Genomic DNA, 18,507 nt, shown 5'->3' on the forward strand with positions numbered 1-18,507 from the left:
TCCGCAGCTGTTGTGTGAGTAGCGTCACAAAAATGGCGCGATCGGTCTTGTTCCGCTTCACCCCGCACATGACACTCCCGCGAAGGGGAAGGAGCAACATGACGCAGCGGTGGTGGTTATGGCTGCTGTTGGCCCTGCTGCCGGCGGCCGCGCATGGGGAGAACATCGCGCGCATCGACCGCCTCCAGCCATTGGGGCTGGAGCAGCAGGCCGGACAGCGCGCTGGACTGTTTTCGGAACGTCGCTTCGAAGGCGGCGCCGCTGGCGCGCGCGTGATCGGCAATGGCGACTGGCTAGTGCAGCCCGCGCCCGGCGTCACCGAACCGCTGCTGGTGTTCTACCACCCGTATACCGCCAGCGTGACCGTGCGCGAGCGGCCCGGCGGTGCAGCGCGGCGGCAGGACATCTTCAGTGCCGATCTCGATCCACAGTACAGCCGGCGCGGACTGGTGTTTCCCCTGCGGGACGATGAACCGGTCTACGTGACGGTGGAGGATGCCCGGTATCCGTTGCGCGTCGCGGTGGAATCCGGGCCGGCCTACGCGGCCGCCGACCTGTGGCATATCCGCATGCTGTTGCCTGCGGTCGGCGTGGTGCTGGGCGTGTCGTTGGCCGTGCTGCTGTTCTGGGCGGTCCTGCGCGACCGCGTCTACCTGCTGTATGCGGGCGCGATGCTGTTCCAGCTGCTGTACGCGCTGTGCTCGTACGGCGAAGCCTATGCGTGGCCGGGCCTGTCGGTACTGGCGCGCTTCGGTGCGCAGGGGATCTGGATCACCGGCACGCTGGCCACCATCCTGCTGGTCTTCCTGTGGATGGACTATGCCGGCCTGCGCAAGGTCACGCCGCGCCTCGCCCAGGCCATGCGTGCCGTCGGCGCCTACGGCTGCGGCCTGACCCTCGTGCTGCTGCTGTCGCCGTGGCCTGCGGACAAGGCCTGGTTTCCCGACGTCGCCAATGCGCTGTTCCTGCTGACCAACGCCATCGCGCTGATCACGCTGGTCGTGGCCTGGCATCGCGGGCAACGCCACGCCACCTACGTCCTGATCGCCTGGGTCCCGCTGCTGGTCCTCACCATGACGCGTGCGTTGCGCTTCAGTGCGGGCGAACGCGCCGAGCCCTGGCTGGAATACGGCCTGCCGTGGGTGCTCGCCTTCACCGCCGTGGTGCTGGCGCTGGGCCTGGCCGACCGCATGCTGACCTTCCGCCGCGAACGCGACCGTGCCCAGGCCCATGCCGAGCGCGACGGACTGACCGGCGTGCTCAATCGCGGCGGCATCGAGCACCGCCTCGACTGGGCGCTGATCGAACGCCAGCGCGAACACATCCCGGTTTCCCTGCTCTTCATCGATCTCGACGCCTTCAAGCAGGTCAACGACCGCTACGGCCATGCCCTGGGCGACGCCTGCCTGCGTGCGGTGGCGCGCGCGGTCAGCGAGCAGTTCCAGTACGGCGACCAGCTCGGCCGGCTCGGCGGCGAGGAATTCGTCCTGGTGCTGTCCGGCGCCGGCTTGGTATCGGCCACCCGCATCGGCGAACAGGTGGTCGCGCGCATCCGCCACGAGTGCGCCGTGGTGGAAGGCATCGACGTCGCCCTGACCGCCAGCCTGGGCGTCGCGCAGGCGCGCGATGGCGATACGGTGGCGTCGCTGATCGCGCGCGCGGACCATGCCATGTACGCCGCGAAACGCGCCGGCGGCGATCGCGTGATGGACGAACGTGCCGTCGCACAGCCCCTGCACACCATGAAGGCGCCCGCAGGCGCCTCCGTGGACTGATACCGCCGCGCGACTACTTCGAATACGCGCGCGGCAGCGGACCGGCCTGTTGCAGGTAGCGGTCGCGCAGTTCGGTCTGGCGCGAGCGCATCGGGATCGCCCGGCCGCCCAGCCACACCTGTTCCGCCGTATGGGCCACGTCCAGCGGATCACCGCTCCACAGCACCAGGTCGGCCAGCTTGCCCGGCGCGATGCTGCCGACGCGGTCGCCCACGCCAAAGGTTTCCGCCGGCACGCGGGTCAGGCCGGCCAGGCCGTCTTCCCACGGCAAGCCGTTGGCCACCGCGTTGCCGGCCAACTGGCGGTTCTTGCGCGCGTTGTGCGATTCGCCGGCCTGCGAAAAGCCCACCGGCACGCCCGCGCTGTCCAGCCGCGCGGCGTTCTCCAGCGATGCACCGATCTGGTCGAAGTCTGCCGGAAGGTCGGCCAGCGCATCCACGAACACAGGCACCTTCGCCTGCGCGAGTTGCGGCGCCAGCTTCCACGCCTCCGCACCACCGGCGATGGCGATGCGCACGTGCTCGCGCTGCGCCCAGCGGAGCAGCTGGCGGATGTCGGCCGCGCGGTTCACCTGCACCACGATGCGGCCGTTGCCGGCCAGGTAGCGCGCCAGCGTCGCGCGCCCCGCCGGCGTCAGCAGCGCATGCGGCGAATCCACCGGCACGCGGCCGCGCGCTTCGGCCACCATCTGGTCCAGCAGCATCCATTGCGCCGCGCGCGACTTGCCGCTCAGGTCGGCGGCACTGCCGCCACCGAGTCGCACGAACAGCGCACGCGGGCCGAGCGGATCGGCACTGCCGTCCAGCCGCATCACGCCGCCCTGGCCGGCGATGAACGAGCCGCCGGTCGTCGCCGCCAGCAGGGTGAAGCCGATGCCTTCCACGCGCGTCACCGGAATGACGACCGATGCCGGGTTGTAGGCCAGCGTCACGTCGAACTCGGGCCGCATCGGCTGGTCTTCCAGCGTCACCGACGAATCCGCGGTCGACGATTCGCCCGACACTTCCTCGATGCCGATCTCGGTGATGCCGCCGAACAGTGCCGGCGTCAGTGGACGGCCGTTGGCTTCCACCACCGTCGCGCCGGGTGCGGCCAGGCCGCTGCCGACCGCCTGCACCACGCCGTTGCGTACCAGTACATCGGCGTTCTTCAGCGTGCCCTGCGCACCGGCGGTATGCACGGTGGCGTTGCGGATCAGGATGTCCTGGGCGAACGCCGCGAACGAGGAAGACGCCAGTGCAATCGCCACTACCAGCGTTTTCACCGTCATCCCGGCGAACGCCGGGACCCAGTGCCTCTTGCGGTCGGTATCGCGGAGCCTATCGAACGTCGCTGGGTCCCGGCCTTCGCCGGGATGACGGAATGAAGCATTCCTGATGCGCCTCATGGCATCACCTCCTGGCCCAGCATGAAGTCCGACACCGGTTGCCGGCTCCGATCGCCGCGGTCATAGATGCGCGCGCCATCGATGTAGACCTGCTCGGCCCTGGCGTACACGCTGAAAGGATTCTGGTTCCACACCACCACGTCGGCCATCTTGCCGGCCTCCAGCGTGCCGGTGCGTTCGGCGATGCCCAGCGACTTCGCGGCGTTGCTGGTCATCCAGCGGATCGCGCGTTCCGGTGCGATCTCGCCCATGCCGGCGCGGCGCGCGCTCGCCATCACCTTGGCCGCTTCCTGGTTGAGGCGCTGGATGCCTTCGTCAGAATCCGAATGCACGATCGCGCAGCTGTTTGCGGGACGGTCGACCAGCGCGATGTTCTCCTGGATGCCGTCGAAGGCCTCCATCTTGAAGCCCCACCAGTCGGCCCACAGCGCACCGCACACGCCGTCCTGCGCCAGCCGGTCGGCCAGCTTGTACGCCTCCACGCCGTGGTGGAACGCGGCGATCTTGAAGCCGAACTCCTTGGCCAGGTCCAGCATCGTGGTCATTTCATCGGCGCGATAGCAGTGGATGTGCACCAGGATCTCGCCGTTGATCGCGCCGGCCAGCGTGTCCAGCTTGAGGTCGCGCTTGCCGCCGCTGTCGCCGGAACTGTCCGCCTTGTCGTCGCCGCTGGCGCGCTCCCACCAGCGCTTCTTCTTCGGCTGCTGCGGCTTGGGCGCGTTCTTCTTCAGGTACTCGCTGGCGTCGATGAACGCCGCGCGGTAGCCGGCCACGTTGCCCATGCGGGTCGCAGGACCGGCCTTGCCGCCGTACACGCGCTTGGGGTTCTCGCCGCAGGCCATCTTCAGGCCCCACGGCGCACCCGGGAACTTCATGCCCTGGTAGCTGGTGGACGGCACGTTCTTCAGCGTCACGCCGCGGCCGCCGACCAGGTTGGCCGAGCCGGGCAGGATCTGCAGCGAGGTGATGCCACCGGCCAGCGCGGTATGGAAGCCCGGGTCCTGCGCCCAGATCGAATGCTCGGCCCACACGTTCGCCGTCACTGGCGCCGTGGCCTCGTTGCCGTCGCTGTGCGCCTTCACGCCCGGGCTGGGGTACACGCCCAGGTGCGAGTGCACGTCGATCAGCCCCGGCGTCACCCACTTGCCGGTCGCGTCCACGCGCGTGGCGCCCTCGGGCGCGGACAGGCCCCGGCCCACGGCGACTACCTTGCCGTCGGCCAGCAACACGTCGGCGCCTTCCAGGCGTTCGCCGGTGCCGGTCAGCACGGTGGCATTGGCCAGCAACACCGGTCCGGCCGCAAGGGCGCGGTAGGTGCTGGGGTAAGGGTCCTGCGTGAAACGGGACGCGGGTGTGGCGGCATGCGCGCCGCCGCCCAGCGCAGCCAGGACCAGCCCGGCCAACAAGGTCATTCGCATCGTGTATCCCCCGGAACAGACCCGAAACCTAACCGGCCGCGGCGCGCCTTGCCAAGTGCGCGCGTCGCAGTCGTGCCAGAATCCCCGCACAACAACAAGAAAAAGAGGCTTCCATGAAGGACAAGAACGAAATCGTCGACAACTGGCTGCCGCGCTACACCGGCGTGCCGCTGGACCAGTTCGGCGAGCATGTGCTGCTGACCAATTTCGGCGGCTACCTCAACGTGTTTTCGCAACTGACCGGTGCGCCCATCGTCGGCCTGGACCGGCCGATGGCCAGCGCCACCGCCGACGGCATCACCATGATCAACTTCGGCATGGGTAGCCCCAACGCCGCCACGATGATGGACCTGCTGTCGGCCATCATGCCGAAGGCGGTGCTGTTCCTCGGCAAGTGCGGCGGGCTGAAGCGCAAGAACGAATTGGGCGACCTGGTACTGCCGATCGCGGCCATCCGCGGCGAAGGTACCAGCAACGACTACCTGCTGCCGGAAGTGCCGGCACTGCCCGCCTTCGCCCTGCAGCGCGCGGTGTCCACGATGATCCGCGACCTGGGCCACGACTACTGGACCGGCACGGTGTACACCACCAACCGCCGCGTGTGGGAACACGACGTCGCGTTCAAGGAGCGCCTGCGTGCGATGCGTTGCATGGCCATCGACATGGAAACCGCCACCGTCTTCGCCGCCGGCTTCGCCAACCGCATCCCCGTAGGCGCGCTGCTGCTGGTCAGCGACCAGCCGATGATCCCGGAAGGCGTGAAGACCGAAGCCAGCGACGCCAGGGTCAGCTCCTCGTTCGTGGAGAACCACATCACCGTGGGGATCGAGGCGTTGAAGCTGATCCGCCGCAATGGGAAGTCGGTGCGGCATCTGCGGTTCGACGAGTAGCGGCATGGTCGCGGCGATGCGCGTGCGACCGGCGCTGCGAACGATGATGTTCGCCAGTGCCATGGTGTTCGCAGGGTGCGCATCGCTGCGGCACGATGACACGGTGCCGCCCGACATCGAGATAAGCGCCATCGCGGTCGATGCGGTGGCCGGTAGCGGAACCGTGGTCGTCACCAACCATTCCCGCAGGAGGGTGTTGATACGCACCAATGACCTGGTATGGCAGGAAGACGCTACCACCCGACGCGTGCCGCGGCCGAACCTCGATTTCGGCGACAACGCCATCGTGCTGACGCACGATGCGCGCTTGGGTGCAGGGGAGTCGCGCGAATACATGATCGCGCCCGCGATGGGCGCTTCACGACGAGACTATCCTGCCATCCATGTGTGCTGGGACAACCGGGACTGGACCTGCGATCAGTACTGGCTTATTTCCTCTAAGCTTCGATGGGAAGCTATGGTGGGAGCGCAATGAACGCGCTCATCGGCATAATTTTCTTGATTGCCCTGCTGGGGGTTGTGTTCGTCTATCCGATGCATTTCATCGCGTTGTCCGTCTTCGGCAAGGCCAGACGTTGGTCCAGGTCTCTCGACACGTTCACAGGACACATTGCATGAACCTTGAAACGATCGAGATGAAGGCCTTCGTTCCTGCGCGGGATCTGGCCGAGTCCATCGCCTTCTACGAAGCGCTGGGCTTCGAGGCAACGATGGAGTCGGACGACCTGGCCTATCTTTGCCACGGCAGGACGGCATTCCTGCTTTCGCAGTTCTACAATCGAGAGCATGCGGAGAATTTCGTCATGCACCTGCTGGTCGAGAATGCGGACGACTGGCACCGGAACGTCGAAGACTCGGGTGTCGTGGACAGGTTCTCCGTTCGCCTCAGTACACCGGATGACCGACCATGGGGCCTCCGCGACTTCACCCTGATCGACCCGACCGGCGTGCTGTGGCGCATCGGGCATGTCATTTCTGGGTGAGGCCTGATCCTTCGTCCGAACAAGAGGCAGCCCATGAACGAATCCAACGATGTCATCACCTTCTGGAAGAATGCGGGCTACGACAAGTGGTTCGCCAACGACGATGCGTTCGACGCCGACTTCGACCAGCGGTTCCGCGGGCTGCACTTCCGCGCGGCGCGGCGCGAGCTGGAGGGCTGGATGGGCGATGCCGACGGCGCGCTCGCATTGATCCTTCTGCTCGACCAGTTCCCGCGCAACTGCTTCCGGCAGAGCGCGCACTCCTACGCCACCGACGGCCTGGCGCGGCACTACGCCGACCGTGCCATCGAGGCCGGCTTCGACGCGCAGGTCGATCCGGCACTGAAGATCTTCTTCTACATGCCGTACGAGCACTCGGAGGCGCTGGATGACCAGCAGCGCGCGCTGGACCTGTTCCGCGCCGTCGGCAATGAGGAGTACATGAAGTACGCGCAGCTGCATTACGACCTGATTGCCCGCTTCGGGCGCTTCCCGCACCGCAACGAGGCGATGGGGCGCATCTCCACGCAGGAGGAGCGCGACTACCTGGCGGCGGGCGGATTCAGCGGCTGACGTAGGGTGGGCCTTGGCCCACCATTGCCATGCGTCATGGCCGCGGTCTTTGACGAAAACCCGGGAGTCCAGGCGCTGAAAGTCCGCGATGGCGGGCCAAGGCCCACCCTACGAGGCGGACGCCATACGTGGACAAAAAGAAAGCGGGCCGAAGCCCGCTTTCCCGTGTGCCGCATGAACCCGCCGGCTCAGTATTTGCTGATGGTGCCGTCCACGTCGTCCGCCCAGGCGTTGATGCCGCCGGTGATGTTGTAGACGTTCGAGAAGCCGAGCGCGCGGAATTCCTCTGCCGCCTGCTGGCTGCGGCCGCCGCTGCGGCACAGGAAGGCCAGCGCGGTGTCCTTCGGCAGCGCTTCCAGCTCGGTGCGGCCGGCGCCGTCGAAGGTCTTGACGGGCAGCTTCACCGAGGCGACGGCGCGCTCGTCGGCCGGGCGCACGTCGACGATCAACACCTCGCCGGCGCGGGCTTTCGCGTCCGCATCGATCGGCGACAGCGCCTGCACCGGCTTCGGCGCGTTGGGGTTGTCGATGGCCAGGCCCTTGCCGCGGATGTCGTCCACCCAGTCGATGGTGATGCCGTCGGCGCGGCGCGCGCTGGCCAGGTCGAACTGCACGCGCACGCCGTTGGATTCGCTGGCGATCGCGTTGGCGTCGAACTGCGCCAGCTGGAAGTTGGGCTGGAACTGCGCGTTGATCGACAGCGCCAGCGCCGCGCCCGGGCCGGCGTCGGCCACGGCGTTCTGCAGCATTTCGACGGCGGCCGGGGTGATGGTGATCGCCGGCGGCGTGCGGTCGGGTGCCTGCAGGCCCAGCACGGTGGCGAGTTCGCCGGAGTTGGTCATCTGCTCGATGATGTCGCTGCCGCCGACGAGTTCGCCGTCGATGTACAGCTGCGGGATGGTCGGCCAGTCGCCGTAGGCCTTGATGCCTTCGCGGATTTCCTGGTCGGCCAGCACGTTGACGTGCGCGTAGTCCACGCCCAGCGCAGACAGTGCGCCCACCGCCTTCGCCGAGAAGCCGCACTGCGGCATGGTCGGCTGGCCCTTCATGAAGAGCACCACGCGGTTGGACTGCAGGAGGGATTCGATGCGCGAACGCAGGGCGGGATCGAGGGACATGAACGGCTACCGGTAAGCGGGAAGGGGATTTTACGCCCCGTGGCATCATGGGGCATGAGCACGACAGGAACACTGCATCGTCCGCCGCGCCGTCCCGGCCTGATATTGGGCCTGCTGGCGCTGTCGCAAGTGGGCGTGGCCTGGCTGTGGTGGCGCTACGGCTGGGCGGTCGGGCTGTCGGCGATGATGGCCACCCATCTGCTGGTGGTCTGGGCGACGCTGTATCCGCGCGCCGCCCTGTTCTGCCCCGCGCTGTCGCGGCTGCCGACCGGCGAACGCGTGGTGTGGTTGACCATCGACGATGGTCCCTCGGCCGATACCGCCGCGATGCTGGACCTGCTGGACCGGCATGGCGCCAAGGCGACCTTCTTCCTCGTCGGCGAGCGGGCGCTGGCGCAGCCCCAACTGGTGCAGGCCATCCGCGACCGCGGCCATGGCATCGGCAACCACAGTGCCAGCCATCCGGACACGCGCTTCTGGCGGCTGGGGCCGGGGGCGCTGGAAGACGAGATCGGCCGCAACCAGTCCATCCTGACCGCCATCACCGGCGACACCCCGCGCTGGTACCGCAGCGTGGTGGGCATGACCAATCCCTTCGTCGGCCTGTCGCTGAAGCGGCATGCGCTGGCACGCGTGGCGTGGAGCGCGCGCGGCTTCGACGGCGTCGATTGCCAGCCGGACGAGGTGTTGGCCCGCATCACCCGCGACATCGCGCCCGGCGCCATCGTGCTGCTGCATGAGGGCGCGACGCACGGACACAACGTGGCGATCCTGGCCCAGTTGCTGGCATGGCTGGACGCGCAGGGCTATCGCACGGTGGTGCCGGAATCGGACGCGGCGCCGGTGACCGCCATCGCCGCCGCGTAGCGCGCGCCATGCGCCTGTCACCACGCGTCGTGCGCATGGCGCACGCTACGTCCGGGTGGCGCGCAGCGGCGGATGCGGGTGTGGCGGCGCCGGGGTGGTTCACTGCCGATGATGCCGCCGGACCCTCACCCCAACCCCTCTCCCGGCGGGAGGGACTCCGGCCAGGTAGCGTGCGCTGCGCGCGCGACGCATTGATCTGTCATCGCGCCATCGTGCGGGGTGGCGCGGTGCCGGATGGGGTGCGGCAACGTCAGGACGGTTCACCGCCGATGATGCTGCCGGACCCTCACCCCAACCCCTCTCCCGGCGGGAGAGGGGCTTGAGGGCGCGATGCCGATGTAGCGTGCGCTATGCGCACGACATGGGTCCTGTCACCGCGCGTCGTGCGCACGGCGCACGCTACGAAAGCAGGTGATGCGCGATCGGGAATGCCAGTCGCGTCCACTCGGTGTACATCGCGGCAGAGGGATGCAGGCCGTCGTCGGCGAGCATCTCCGCTTCGCCGCCGCGCGCACGACTGACAGCGGTGATGTCGACGAAGGCGACGCCGCGCTGTGCGCAGACTTCGCGTGCAGCGAGGTTGTAGGCATCCAGCTCGCGCGCAATCTGTGTGGTGTCGCGGCCGGACTGCGCGGCGAACGGGGTGACGCCCCAGTCGGGGATCGACAGCACCAGCACGCGGTCCGGGCGGTTGCAGGCGAAGCCGATCGCGCGCCACAGCAGCGCGGCGAACTGCGTGCGGTATTCCTCCACGTCGCGGCCGCGGTACTGGTTGTTCACGCCGATCAGCAGGGTGACGAAGTCATGCTCGCCCAGTGGTTCGGAGGCGGTGATGGCGGCGTCGAGTTCGTCGGTGGTCCAGCCGGTGGTCGCGATGATGCGCGGATCGCCGAGCAGCACGCCTTCCATGCGCAGCAGGCGCGCCAGCTGCATCGGCCAGCGGCCTGCTTCGTCCACCGCTTCGCCGATGGTGTAGGAATCGCCGAGCGCCAGGTAGCGCAGCTCGGTGGTAAGGGCGGTGGTGTGCGGGCGGATGGTGGTCGTCATGGCGACATCATGCGCCCTTCCCGTCTTCTGTAGGAGCGACGTGAGTCGCGACCGCGAACCAACACAGCCAAGACGATGTCGGTCCTTTGGAACACTGCCGACGGAGTCGCGTTTCCGCTCGATCAAACATTGAGCGATGCGTCACGGCGTGCGGTCGCGACTCACGTCGCTCCTACAGGGGGACAGCGGCGTCTGTTACGCCGCCGCCGGCCGCGGCTTGCCCTTGATCGGCACCACCTTGGTGGCCGCTTCGGCGCGGCGCGAGAGGGCGCGGTCGATGCGGGCGAAGACTTCGCGCATCGTGTCGGCTTCCGGCAGCAGGGTGACGCGGAAGTGGTGGCGGTAGGGCACGTTGAAGCTGGAGCCGGGCACGACCAGCACGCCTTCGGTTTCCATCAGTTCCAGCGCAAACGCGTGGTCGTCGAAGTGCTTCGCCGCGTCGCCGACCACCGCCGGGAACGCGTACAGCGCGCCGGCCGGGTTCACCAGGTCCAGGTGCGCGCTGGCTTCGCAGGCCTCGATCACCGCGCGGCGGGTTTCATACAGGCGGCCACCCGGTGCGCACAGCGGGCTGATGGTGTCGGGACCATTCACCGCGGCCTCGATGGCGTACTGGCCAGGCACGTTGGCGCACAGGCGCAGTGCGCTGAGCAGGTCCATCGCATGCAGGAAGTCGCGCACCACGTCGCCGTGGCCGGATACCACGCCCCAGCCCACGCGCCAGCCGCAGGCGCGGTGCACCTTGCTGAGGCCGCTGAAGGTGATGCACGGCACGTCGCCGGCCAGCGGTGCGACCGGCACGAACGTGGCGCCGTCGTACAGCACCTGGTCGTAGATCTCGTCGACCATCAGCAGCAGGCGGTGCTTGGCGGCGATGGCGACGATGCGCTCCAGCAGCTCGCGCGGATAGGTCGCGCCGGTCGGGTTGTTCGGATTGATCAGCACGATGGCGCGGGTGCGCGAGCTGATCAGCTGCTCGATCTCGCCGGGATCGGGCAGGAAGTCGTTGTCCGGATCGCAGCGGTAGTACACCGGGCGACCGTCGTTGAGGATGGTCGCGGCCGACCACAGCGGGTAGTCCGGCGACGGCACCAGCACTTCGTCGCCGGGATTGAGCAGGGCGCGCAGCGACAGGTCGATCAGTTCCGACACGCCGTTGCCGACGAACACGCGGTCCGGGTGCGCGTCGGGTGCCCCGCGCTTGGCGTACGCCGCCGCGATGGCCTCGCGCGCCGTGGGCAGGCCCTGCTGGTGCGTGTACGGATCGGTGCGGCCCATGTCGTCGGCGATCGCGCGCTGCAGGTGCTCCGGCGCACGGAAACCGAACGCGCCCGGGTTGCCGATGTTGAGCTTGATCAGCTTCTGTCCCTGCGCTTCCAGCTCCCGCGCTCGCCGTGCCAGTTCGCCCCGGATCTCGTAGCGGACTTCGGACAGGCGTTCGCGCGTGGCGAGCGGTTTGACGGGCGGAGTGGACATGGCGGCGACCGCGAGAGGGCGGAACAGGAAGGGGCGGCCAGCTTAGCGGATATTCGCCGGCCCGGCCCCGCCAGACCCGGCCCCCGTCTAGAATGCGCGCCATGCCCGAAACCCCCGTCCCCAGCGTGTCCGACATCACCCTGCTGCGCGCCATCGGCTGGCCGTACACGGGCGAGCCGACGGACCCCGTATGGCGGGACGCCATGGCCGCGCATCCGGCGGCCACCCCGGCGCGGGTGAGCGAGCAGCACCGCTCGGGCTACGTGGTGGCCGATGCGCCCGGCGTGGGGGTGAAGGCCGAATCGCTGCCGGAATGGCAGCGTCCGCGGTTTCCCGCCCACGAGCGCCCCGCGGTCGGCGACTGGGTGCTGCTGGAAGACGCGGCCTCCAAGCGCCCGCGCATCGTCGCGCTGCTGCCGCGCCATACCGGCATCAAGCGCGGCGCGGCCGGCGAGCATTACCACCAGCAGGTGATCGCGGCGAACATCGATACGGTATTCATCGTCTGCGGCCTGGATGCCGACTTCAATCCGCGCCGCATCGAGCGCTACCTGCTGCTGGTCGGCGGCGGTGGCGCGCAGCCGGTGGTGGTGCTGACCAAGGCCGACCGCACCGAGTACGCCGACGACGCGGTCGAGGTGCTGGCCGATCTCACCGCGCAGGGCGTGCCGGTGTTCACCGTCAATGCGAAGGACCCCGACAGCGTGGCGCAGCTGGCGCCCTGGCTGGACCCGGGCCATACCGTGGTGCTGGTCGGCTCGTCGGGTGCGGGCAAGTCGACGCTGACCAATACGCTGCTCGGCGACGAGCGCATGAAGACCGGCGAAGTGCGCGAGAGCGATTCGCGTGGTCGCCACACCACCACGTTCCGCGCATTGATCCCGTTGCCGGCGGGCGCCTGCCTGATCGACACGCCCGGCATGCGCGAACTGAAGCCGACCGGCGAGGAAGACCTGGCCGACGGCGGTTTCGCCGATATCGAGGCCTTGGCCGAGCAGTGCAAGTTCCGCGACTGCTCGCACGACCGCGAGCCCGGCTGCGCGGTGCGCGCGGCGATCGAGCGCGAGGAGCTGGACGAAGGCCGCTTCCTCAACTACCTCAAGCTGCGTGACGAAGTCGCCGCCGCCGCCGACAAGCTCGCCTCGCGGCTGGCAGACAAGTCCAATGCCAAGGTGCAGAACAAGGCGTTGAACAAGCGGCTGTCGGACAAGTACGGCCGCCGCTGAAGGCGCGCGTCAACCCCGCGATTCGCGCAAGACCTGCGAGAAAAGGGTGATGAACTGGCTGGCCGCCTTCGAGGGCGGGCGGTCGTCCAGGTGAACGCACTGGATGGTGTAGCGGATGGGCGGCGAGAACGGCCGGTACAGCACGTTCGCGTCCATGCCCGCGCTTGCGCGTGCGGTGAATTCATCCACCACCGCCATGCCGGCGCCATAACGGGTCAGCGCCGCGGCCACGTAGAACGTCTGGTTGGATACGACTTCGCGCACCTGCACGTCATGGTGCCGCAGTTCGTGGTTGAACAGGTCACCGACCGGGCCGCCCACGGTCAGGCCGATCATGTCCTGGCCCTGGAGCCGGGTCAGGGGAATGCGTTCGCCAACACCGGGCAGGCTGGCCTGGCGGAAGATCAACATCAGCTCCGCGGTATCCAGCTCGCGCCGCTTGAGGCGCGGGTGCGGCGGCGGGTCGTAGGCGATGGCGATATCGCAGGTGCGCTCGTGCAGGGCTTCGAACAGCTCGTCGTGGTGCAGGGTCTTCACCACGAACGTCGTGTCCGGATGGCGCTCGCGGAAGCGCGCGATCGCCAGCGGTGCGATGTGCAGGCCCAGCGATGGCACCACCGCCAGCCGGATGCGCCCATCGGCCTGGTCACGCAGGTTGTCGGCGGTCTTCTGCAGCGAGGTCAGTCGCTTGAAGACCTCCGAGGCCTCGACGAACAGTGCGTGCGCCTCGTCGGTGGCGACCAGCCGGCCCCGCACCAGCCGGAACAGCGCCAGGCCCAGTTGCTGTTCGGTGTGGTGCAGCACCTTGCTCACGGAGGGCTGGGAGACGTGCAGCACGCGGGCGGCGGCGCTGATGGATCCGGTGGTGTAGACCGCGTGGAAGACTTCGATCTGGCGGAAACGCATGGGGCTCGATCATGGATGGCGACCCACCAAAAAAAGCGGGCCTCGACGCCGCGACTATAGCCGTTCGGCGACGGCGCGAAGCCCGCGCCGGAAGCGCCGTGGGTCTCGCCGGGTTGCGGTGGGCGTGTCGTCGTGGTCGTTCCTCCGTCCCCGGATTGGTGACAAATGAAAGTGTTCGCACGAAGGCCGTGCCGCGTGCATGACGTCTGGGATGTCGTTTCCCCTCATATTCGTTCTGCGAGTACCAACTGCAGGTTATGGGCTGCGCGTTCGGTGCGTGGCCAGCCGGCGTGCGGGCGTGTGCCGCCCGGTGGTGTCGCGGAGGTCGGGGCACACGAGATAAGCAGCAGATTCGATGGGTTTTCCGCACGGAGGAGGATGCCTTCCGCCCTCGCATGGCGTGCGCCGGCGATGGTGCGGAAGTGCGGTTTCGCGGGGTGGGAACACGCCTCTGCCGGCGCGTTGACGTTCTCGAAGACGCCATGCTAAACAGCTGGAAAACGACGGCGGCACATGCGATGCGATCCGAGGGGAAACCGGATCGACAGGAGTTCAAGACAGCAACACGGAGCGTGGGGATGCACGCCCGCCCACCGCTCCGGCTTCGCAAGCCAACGCCACTTTCCAACCGTCTTGATTCTTTCGTCCGGGAGCCGCTATGCGAATCCGGCACTACCGCCGATCGGCCCGCCCTCACGCGCGGGTTTGGAGCGCTGCGGGACGCTATGGCAGGCCTCCGGCATGAGGCGCTTCCTCGTCCTCCTCGTTCTGTGTGCGACCCCTTGCCTGGTGCAGGCCGCTGGCGCGCCAAGCGTGCCTGCCCTGTCCGCGGTACAGCAGGCCGAGATCGGCCGCCTGATGCATCCCTACGACGGCGACGTCCCCGGCGCGTCGTTGCTCGTGCTGAAGGACGGCCAAGCCGTGGTGAGGCAGGGCTACGGGCGGTCCGACCTGGAGCGGCAGGTCGAGGCCGGGCCGTCGACCAACTATCGGCTCGCGTCGGTGACCAAGCAGTTCACCTCCGCCGCGGTCCTGCTGCTCGTGCAGGATGGCCGGCTGGCGATCGATGATCCCGTGCGCACGTGGCTGCCTTCGCTGCCGGCATCGGACGATGCCATCACCGTGCGTCACCTGCTTACCCACACCTCCGGCCTGCTCGACTACGAAGACCTGATGGCCAAGCCCTATGAGGGCCAGATCAGCGACGCCGGGGTGCTCGCGCTGCTGGCCGCACAGGACCGGTTGTACTTCACGCCCGGCAGCACCTACCGCTACAGCAACAGCGGTTACGCGTTGCTTGCATTGGTGGTCGAGCGCGCTTCGGGCATGAGTTTCGCCGAGTTCCTGCATGCCCGCATCTTCGCGCCGCTCGGCATGCGCGATTCGCTGGCGCGCGTCGACGGAGGCCCCGAGGTGCCGCACCGTGCCTGGGGATACAGCGCGACCGGCGAGGGGTGGGAGCGCACCGACCAGAATGCGTACAGTGCCGTGCTCGGCGACGGCGGGATCTATTCCAGCATCGACGACCTTGCACGCTGGGATGCGGCCCTCGACGACGATCGTCTGCTCAGTGCGGCCACCCGCGCGCAGGCCTTCGGCAAACAGGTGAAGGTCGCCGACGGTCCCGAAGCGACCTACTACGGCTACGGCTGGCGGATCAACGAAGACGGCAGCCGGCAGTGGCACAGCGGCGAGAGCATCGGCTTCCGCAACACCCTGGTGCGTTGGCCGAAGCAGCGCCTGACCGTGATCCTGCTGAGCAACCGCAACGACCCGACGCCATACGACACCGCAATGGCGATCGGCGCGCTGTTCCTGGACGGCGAACCGCCCGAACCGCATTGACCGGGGCGTGCGCCGTGCTGTCCGCATCCCGCCCTCGGCGATGCCGCCCGACCTGTGTATCGATCCTGTCCCTCCATCGCCCAGCCCACCCCGAAGGTAACGCCATGCAAACGCACCAAGTCCTCCGCTTGAACCTCCTTAGTACGGCCCTGCTGGCCGCGATGGCCGTGCCCGCGATGGCGCAGGACGGCGGACAGGCGCCGGCGACGACCACACTGGACAGGGTTTCCGTCACCGGCTCGCGCATCAAGCGCACCGACGTGGAGGCGGCACTGCCGATCACCATCGTGCAGAAGGCGGAGATCGATGCGCAGGGCATCACCTCGGCGGAACAGTTGCTGCAGTTCCTCAACATCGCCGGCAATGGCGCCGACGGCCTGACCTCGGCGGCTGTCGACATGGACCTGGGCGAACTGCGCGGTACGGCGGGCGTGTCCGGCGCCAACCTGCGAGGGCAGGGTTCGGATGCCACGTTGGTGCTGCTCAACGGGCGCCGGGTCGCCACGCACGGCCTGCGCGGCCAGGCCGTGGACCTGAACTCGATCCCGTTCGCGGCCATCGACCGCGTCGAAGTGCTGCGCGATGGCGCCTCGGCGGTGTACGGCACGGACGCCATCGGTGGCGTCATCAACTTCATCACCCGCACCGACTACCGCGGCGTCACCGTCAATGCGGGCTTCGACGTGCCGCAGGACGGCGGTGGCGAAATCTATACGTACAGCGTGCTGGGCGGCATGGGCGACCTGGATGCGGACGGCTGGAACGCCTGGGGTACGGTCACCTACCGGCAGGCGGAGATCCTGCGCAGCTACCAGCGGGATTTCGCCAACAGCTTCCAGCCCGACCGCGGCGTATCGCCGGACACGCGCGGCACGCCGTTCGCCACGGTGACCAATGCGACCGGCGGCATCATCAATGGATCGTTGGCCGATCCGGCCGGCGGCGGCTCCCAGCGCTTCATCAACATCCTCAACCTGCCCGGCGGGGCCGGCTGCGAGAATGGCGGCCCCGCGATGGGGCCTTACGACTACCGCCTGTGGGACAGCGCCAGCTCCAAGTACGCCTGCGCCTGGGACTACCCGGCGGCGCAGGCCTTGCAGCAACCGCAGGAGAGCCTGCAGGTCCTGGGGCGAGCGACGTTCAGGATCGGTGAGAACCACCGTGTCTATGCCGAGGCGATGGGGTCGAGGGTGGAGTCCCGGCGCGAGTACGAGCCGCTGCAGCTCACGTCCAGCGCATCGGCCACCTCCGTGCTCAACCCGAGCACGTGGTATCCGCTGAACGACAGCACGCGCAGCACCTACAACACCATCTTCAACGCCCTGGCCGGCTATTTCGGTTCGGCCAACCTGGTGTACGGCAACCGCATTCCCTACCGCTGGCGCTGCATGGCCTGTGGTCCACGCCAGATCGAGACCACCACCAAGGCCTATCGCCTGCTTGCCGGGGTGGAAGGCAGTTTCGGCGACTGGGACTACGACGTCGGCCTGTCGCGCGCGTCCAGCAACGCGGAATCGATGCTGATGGGCGGGTACTACTTCTCCAGCGGACTGCAGCAGGCGCTCGGCAGCGGACTGCTCAACCCGTTCCTGATGCCGGGCCAGCAGCAGAGCCCCGAAGGCATGGCCGCACTGCAGGCGGCGTCGGCCACCGGCGTGAGCCTCTACGGCGGCGAGTCCGTCGTCACCACCGTCGACGCCAGCGCCAGCGGCGGCCTGGGCTTCAACCTGTGGGGAGGCGAGGTGCAGCTGGCGACCGGCGTCGAGGCTCGCCGTGAAGAGTTCAAGTTCGGCGGGGTCCAGGAGTTGAACGGACTGCCGCTCAACTACAACACCATCTACCAGGCGCCGTTCGACGAAACCAGCGAACTGCCGCAGGTGCGCCGCGACGTCAAGGCGATCTATGCCGAGGTCTACCTGCCGGTGGTGAAAGCGCTGGACCTGACCTTGGCGGTGCGCCGCGATGACTACGACACCTTCGGTGGCACCACCAATCCCAAGATGTCGTTCAAATGGCAGCCGATCGAATCGCTGGCCTTCCGGGGTGCGTACAGCACCGGGTTCAAGGTGCCCGAGTTCACCAAGCTGTTCGCCGGCGTCAACCAGGTGGACTACTTCGGCCGCGATCTGGCCGATCCGGCCACGTGCCCGAGCGGCGTCGCCAACTCGGCGGTGCCGGGGTGCGAGCTGATCCAGCCGACCATCATCACCGGCGGCAAGGTCGACCTGCAGCCGGAAGAATCCAAGCAGAAGAGCCTGGGCCTGGTCTTCGCGCCCACCAGCAACTTCAACGTCAGCCTGGACTGGTGGCAGATCGAGCGCACCAACACCATTCGTTCGCCCAGCCTGGATACGCTGATCGAGAACTACGACCTGTTCTCCGCCAACTGGATCCGCAACGGCAGCGGCGCGGTGACCGCGATCGACCGCCGGTTCATCAACTCCGGCGGCACCCTGATGACCGGCGTGGAACTGGACGCCAACCTGAGCGGCGAACTGGCCGGCGGCCGCTGGTACGCCAACCTCAACGGCAGCTACATCGACAGTTTCAAGGAGAAGGCGCTCTCCAACGAGCCGTACGGCAAGAACAAGGTGGGCGACTACGTCCAGTTCTACAACCTGCCGCTGGAGTGGAAGCACACCTTGACCTTCGGTTGGGCCAAGGGCGCCTGGGCGCATACGCTGACCCAGGTCTACCGCGCCGGCTACAAGGACGAACTGCCGGTCAGCGTGGCCGGGGGCACCTACACGCCGCCGAACTGGAACCCTGATGTCGACGACTACATCACCTACAACTACAGCCTGAGCTGGGCCGGCCTGGAGAACACGAAGTTCACCTTCGTGGTGCGCAATCTGCTGAACGAGGACCCGCCGTTCACCGCGCACCAGGTGGACTTCGCTTCCGGCGCGGCCTGGGAGCCGCGCGTGGCCGATCCGCGCGGCCGCTCGTTCGCGCTGTCGGTGGAGTACCGGTTCGAATGAGGCGGCGCCCCGTCC

The 18,507-nt window shown here is 67.9% G+C and carries 16 protein-coding genes; 10 read left to right on the top strand and 6 right to left on the bottom strand.

Going from position 1 to position 18,507, the window contains the following annotated elements:
- Positions 1-98: 98 nt before the first annotated feature.
- A complete protein-coding gene (locus V7060_RS07200) occupies positions 99-1,775 on the top strand; it encodes a diguanylate cyclase (protein WP_334178558.1) in 1,677 nt (558 codons plus the stop codon).
- A gap of 13 nt (positions 1,776-1,788) precedes the next feature.
- Here the strand turns inward: V7060_RS07200 and V7060_RS07205 are convergent, their stop codons facing one another.
- Both V7060_RS07205 and V7060_RS07210 read right to left on the bottom strand, forming a co-directional pair.
- On the bottom strand, positions 1,789-3,045 hold the full coding sequence (locus tag V7060_RS07205; RefSeq protein WP_334178559.1) for an amidohydrolase family protein: 1,257 nt from the start codon (positions 3,043-3,045) through the stop codon (positions 1,789-1,791).
- 113 nt (positions 3,046-3,158) lie between these two features.
- On the bottom strand, positions 3,159-4,580 hold the full coding sequence (locus V7060_RS07210; RefSeq protein WP_334178560.1) for an amidohydrolase: 1,422 nt from the start codon (positions 4,578-4,580) through the stop codon (positions 3,159-3,161).
- A gap of 113 nt (positions 4,581-4,693) precedes the next feature.
- On the opposite strand from V7060_RS07210, the gene V7060_RS07215 reads away from it, so the two are divergent.
- From V7060_RS07215 to V7060_RS07235, 5 genes are read left to right on the top strand one after another with little or no spacing between them, the layout of a single operon-like run.
- Positions 4,694-5,470, top strand: a complete 777-nt coding sequence (locus tag V7060_RS07215; RefSeq protein WP_334178561.1) for an AMP nucleosidase — start codon at positions 4,694-4,696, stop codon at positions 5,468-5,470.
- Between the two features lie 4 nt (positions 5,471-5,474).
- Positions 5,475-5,945, top strand: coding sequence for a hypothetical protein (locus V7060_RS07220; RefSeq protein ID WP_334178562.1), 471 nt, complete (start codon positions 5,475-5,477; stop codon positions 5,943-5,945).
- Positions 5,942-6,088, top strand: a complete 147-nt coding sequence (locus tag V7060_RS07225; protein WP_334178563.1) for a hypothetical protein — start codon at positions 5,942-5,944, stop codon at positions 6,086-6,088. The genes V7060_RS07220 and V7060_RS07225 overlap by 4 nt, the downstream gene beginning before the upstream one ends.
- Positions 6,085-6,453: a VOC family protein gene (locus V7060_RS07230; RefSeq protein WP_334178564.1), complete on the top strand. Its 369-nt coding sequence runs from the start codon at positions 6,085-6,087 to the stop codon at positions 6,451-6,453. The genes V7060_RS07225 and V7060_RS07230 overlap by 4 nt, the downstream gene beginning before the upstream one ends.
- Positions 6,454-6,486: 33 nt before the next feature.
- The gene (locus V7060_RS07235) at positions 6,487-7,026 is read left to right on the top strand and encodes a DUF924 family protein (protein WP_334178565.1); all 540 of its coding nucleotides are present in this window, start codon (positions 6,487-6,489) and stop codon (positions 7,024-7,026) included.
- 188 nt (positions 7,027-7,214) lie between these two features.
- Here V7060_RS07235 and grxD read toward each other — a convergent pair whose 3' ends face one another.
- Positions 7,215-8,144 carry a Grx4 family monothiol glutaredoxin gene (grxD, locus tag V7060_RS07240; protein WP_334178566.1) on the bottom strand — a complete coding sequence of 310 codons (930 nt, stop codon included), beginning with the start codon at positions 8,142-8,144 and terminating at the stop codon, positions 7,215-7,217.
- Between the two features lie 54 nt (positions 8,145-8,198).
- Between grxD and V7060_RS07245 the strand changes: the two genes are divergently transcribed.
- On the top strand, positions 8,199-9,011 hold the full coding sequence (locus tag V7060_RS07245; protein ID WP_334178567.1) for a polysaccharide deacetylase family protein: 813 nt from the start codon (positions 8,199-8,201) through the stop codon (positions 9,009-9,011).
- A 399-nt stretch (positions 9,012-9,410) separates the two neighbouring features.
- Here V7060_RS07245 and V7060_RS07250 read toward each other — a convergent pair whose 3' ends face one another.
- Together V7060_RS07250 and V7060_RS07255 are read right to left on the bottom strand one after the other, a co-directional pair.
- Positions 9,411-10,058 carry an SGNH/GDSL hydrolase family protein gene (locus tag V7060_RS07250; RefSeq protein ID WP_334178568.1) on the bottom strand — a complete coding sequence of 216 codons (648 nt, stop codon included), beginning with the start codon at positions 10,056-10,058 and terminating at the stop codon, positions 9,411-9,413.
- A gap of 195 nt (positions 10,059-10,253) precedes the next feature.
- Positions 10,254-11,534 (bottom strand): pyridoxal phosphate-dependent aminotransferase, encoded by a 1,281-nt coding sequence (locus V7060_RS07255; protein WP_334178569.1) that lies wholly within the window; start codon positions 11,532-11,534, stop codon positions 10,254-10,256.
- 101 nt (positions 11,535-11,635) lie between these two features.
- Here V7060_RS07255 and rsgA point away from each other — a divergent pair, with 101 nt between their 5' ends.
- Positions 11,636-12,760 (top strand): ribosome small subunit-dependent GTPase A, encoded by a 1,125-nt coding sequence (gene rsgA, locus V7060_RS07260; protein ID WP_334178570.1) that lies wholly within the window; start codon positions 11,636-11,638, stop codon positions 12,758-12,760.
- A 9-nt stretch (positions 12,761-12,769) separates the two neighbouring features.
- Here rsgA and V7060_RS07265 read toward each other — a convergent pair whose 3' ends face one another.
- Entirely contained in the window at positions 12,770-13,666 is an 897-nt protein-coding gene (locus tag V7060_RS07265) for a LysR family transcriptional regulator (protein ID WP_334178571.1), read from the bottom strand.
- A 741-nt stretch (positions 13,667-14,407) separates the two neighbouring features.
- Between V7060_RS07265 and V7060_RS07270 the strand changes: the two genes are divergently transcribed.
- On the top strand, positions 14,408-15,511 hold the full coding sequence (locus V7060_RS07270) for a serine hydrolase domain-containing protein (protein ID WP_334178572.1): 1,104 nt from the start codon (positions 14,408-14,410) through the stop codon (positions 15,509-15,511).
- 128 nt (positions 15,512-15,639) lie between these two features.
- Positions 15,640-18,492, top strand: a complete 2,853-nt coding sequence (locus tag V7060_RS07275) for a TonB-dependent receptor (protein WP_334178573.1) — start codon at positions 15,640-15,642, stop codon at positions 18,490-18,492.
- Positions 18,493-18,507: the final 15 nt, after the last annotated feature.

The sequence above is a fragment of the Pseudoxanthomonas sp. genome, assembly GCF_036845285.1.
Classification (GTDB): domain Bacteria; phylum Pseudomonadota; class Gammaproteobacteria; order Xanthomonadales; family Xanthomonadaceae; genus Pseudoxanthomonas_A.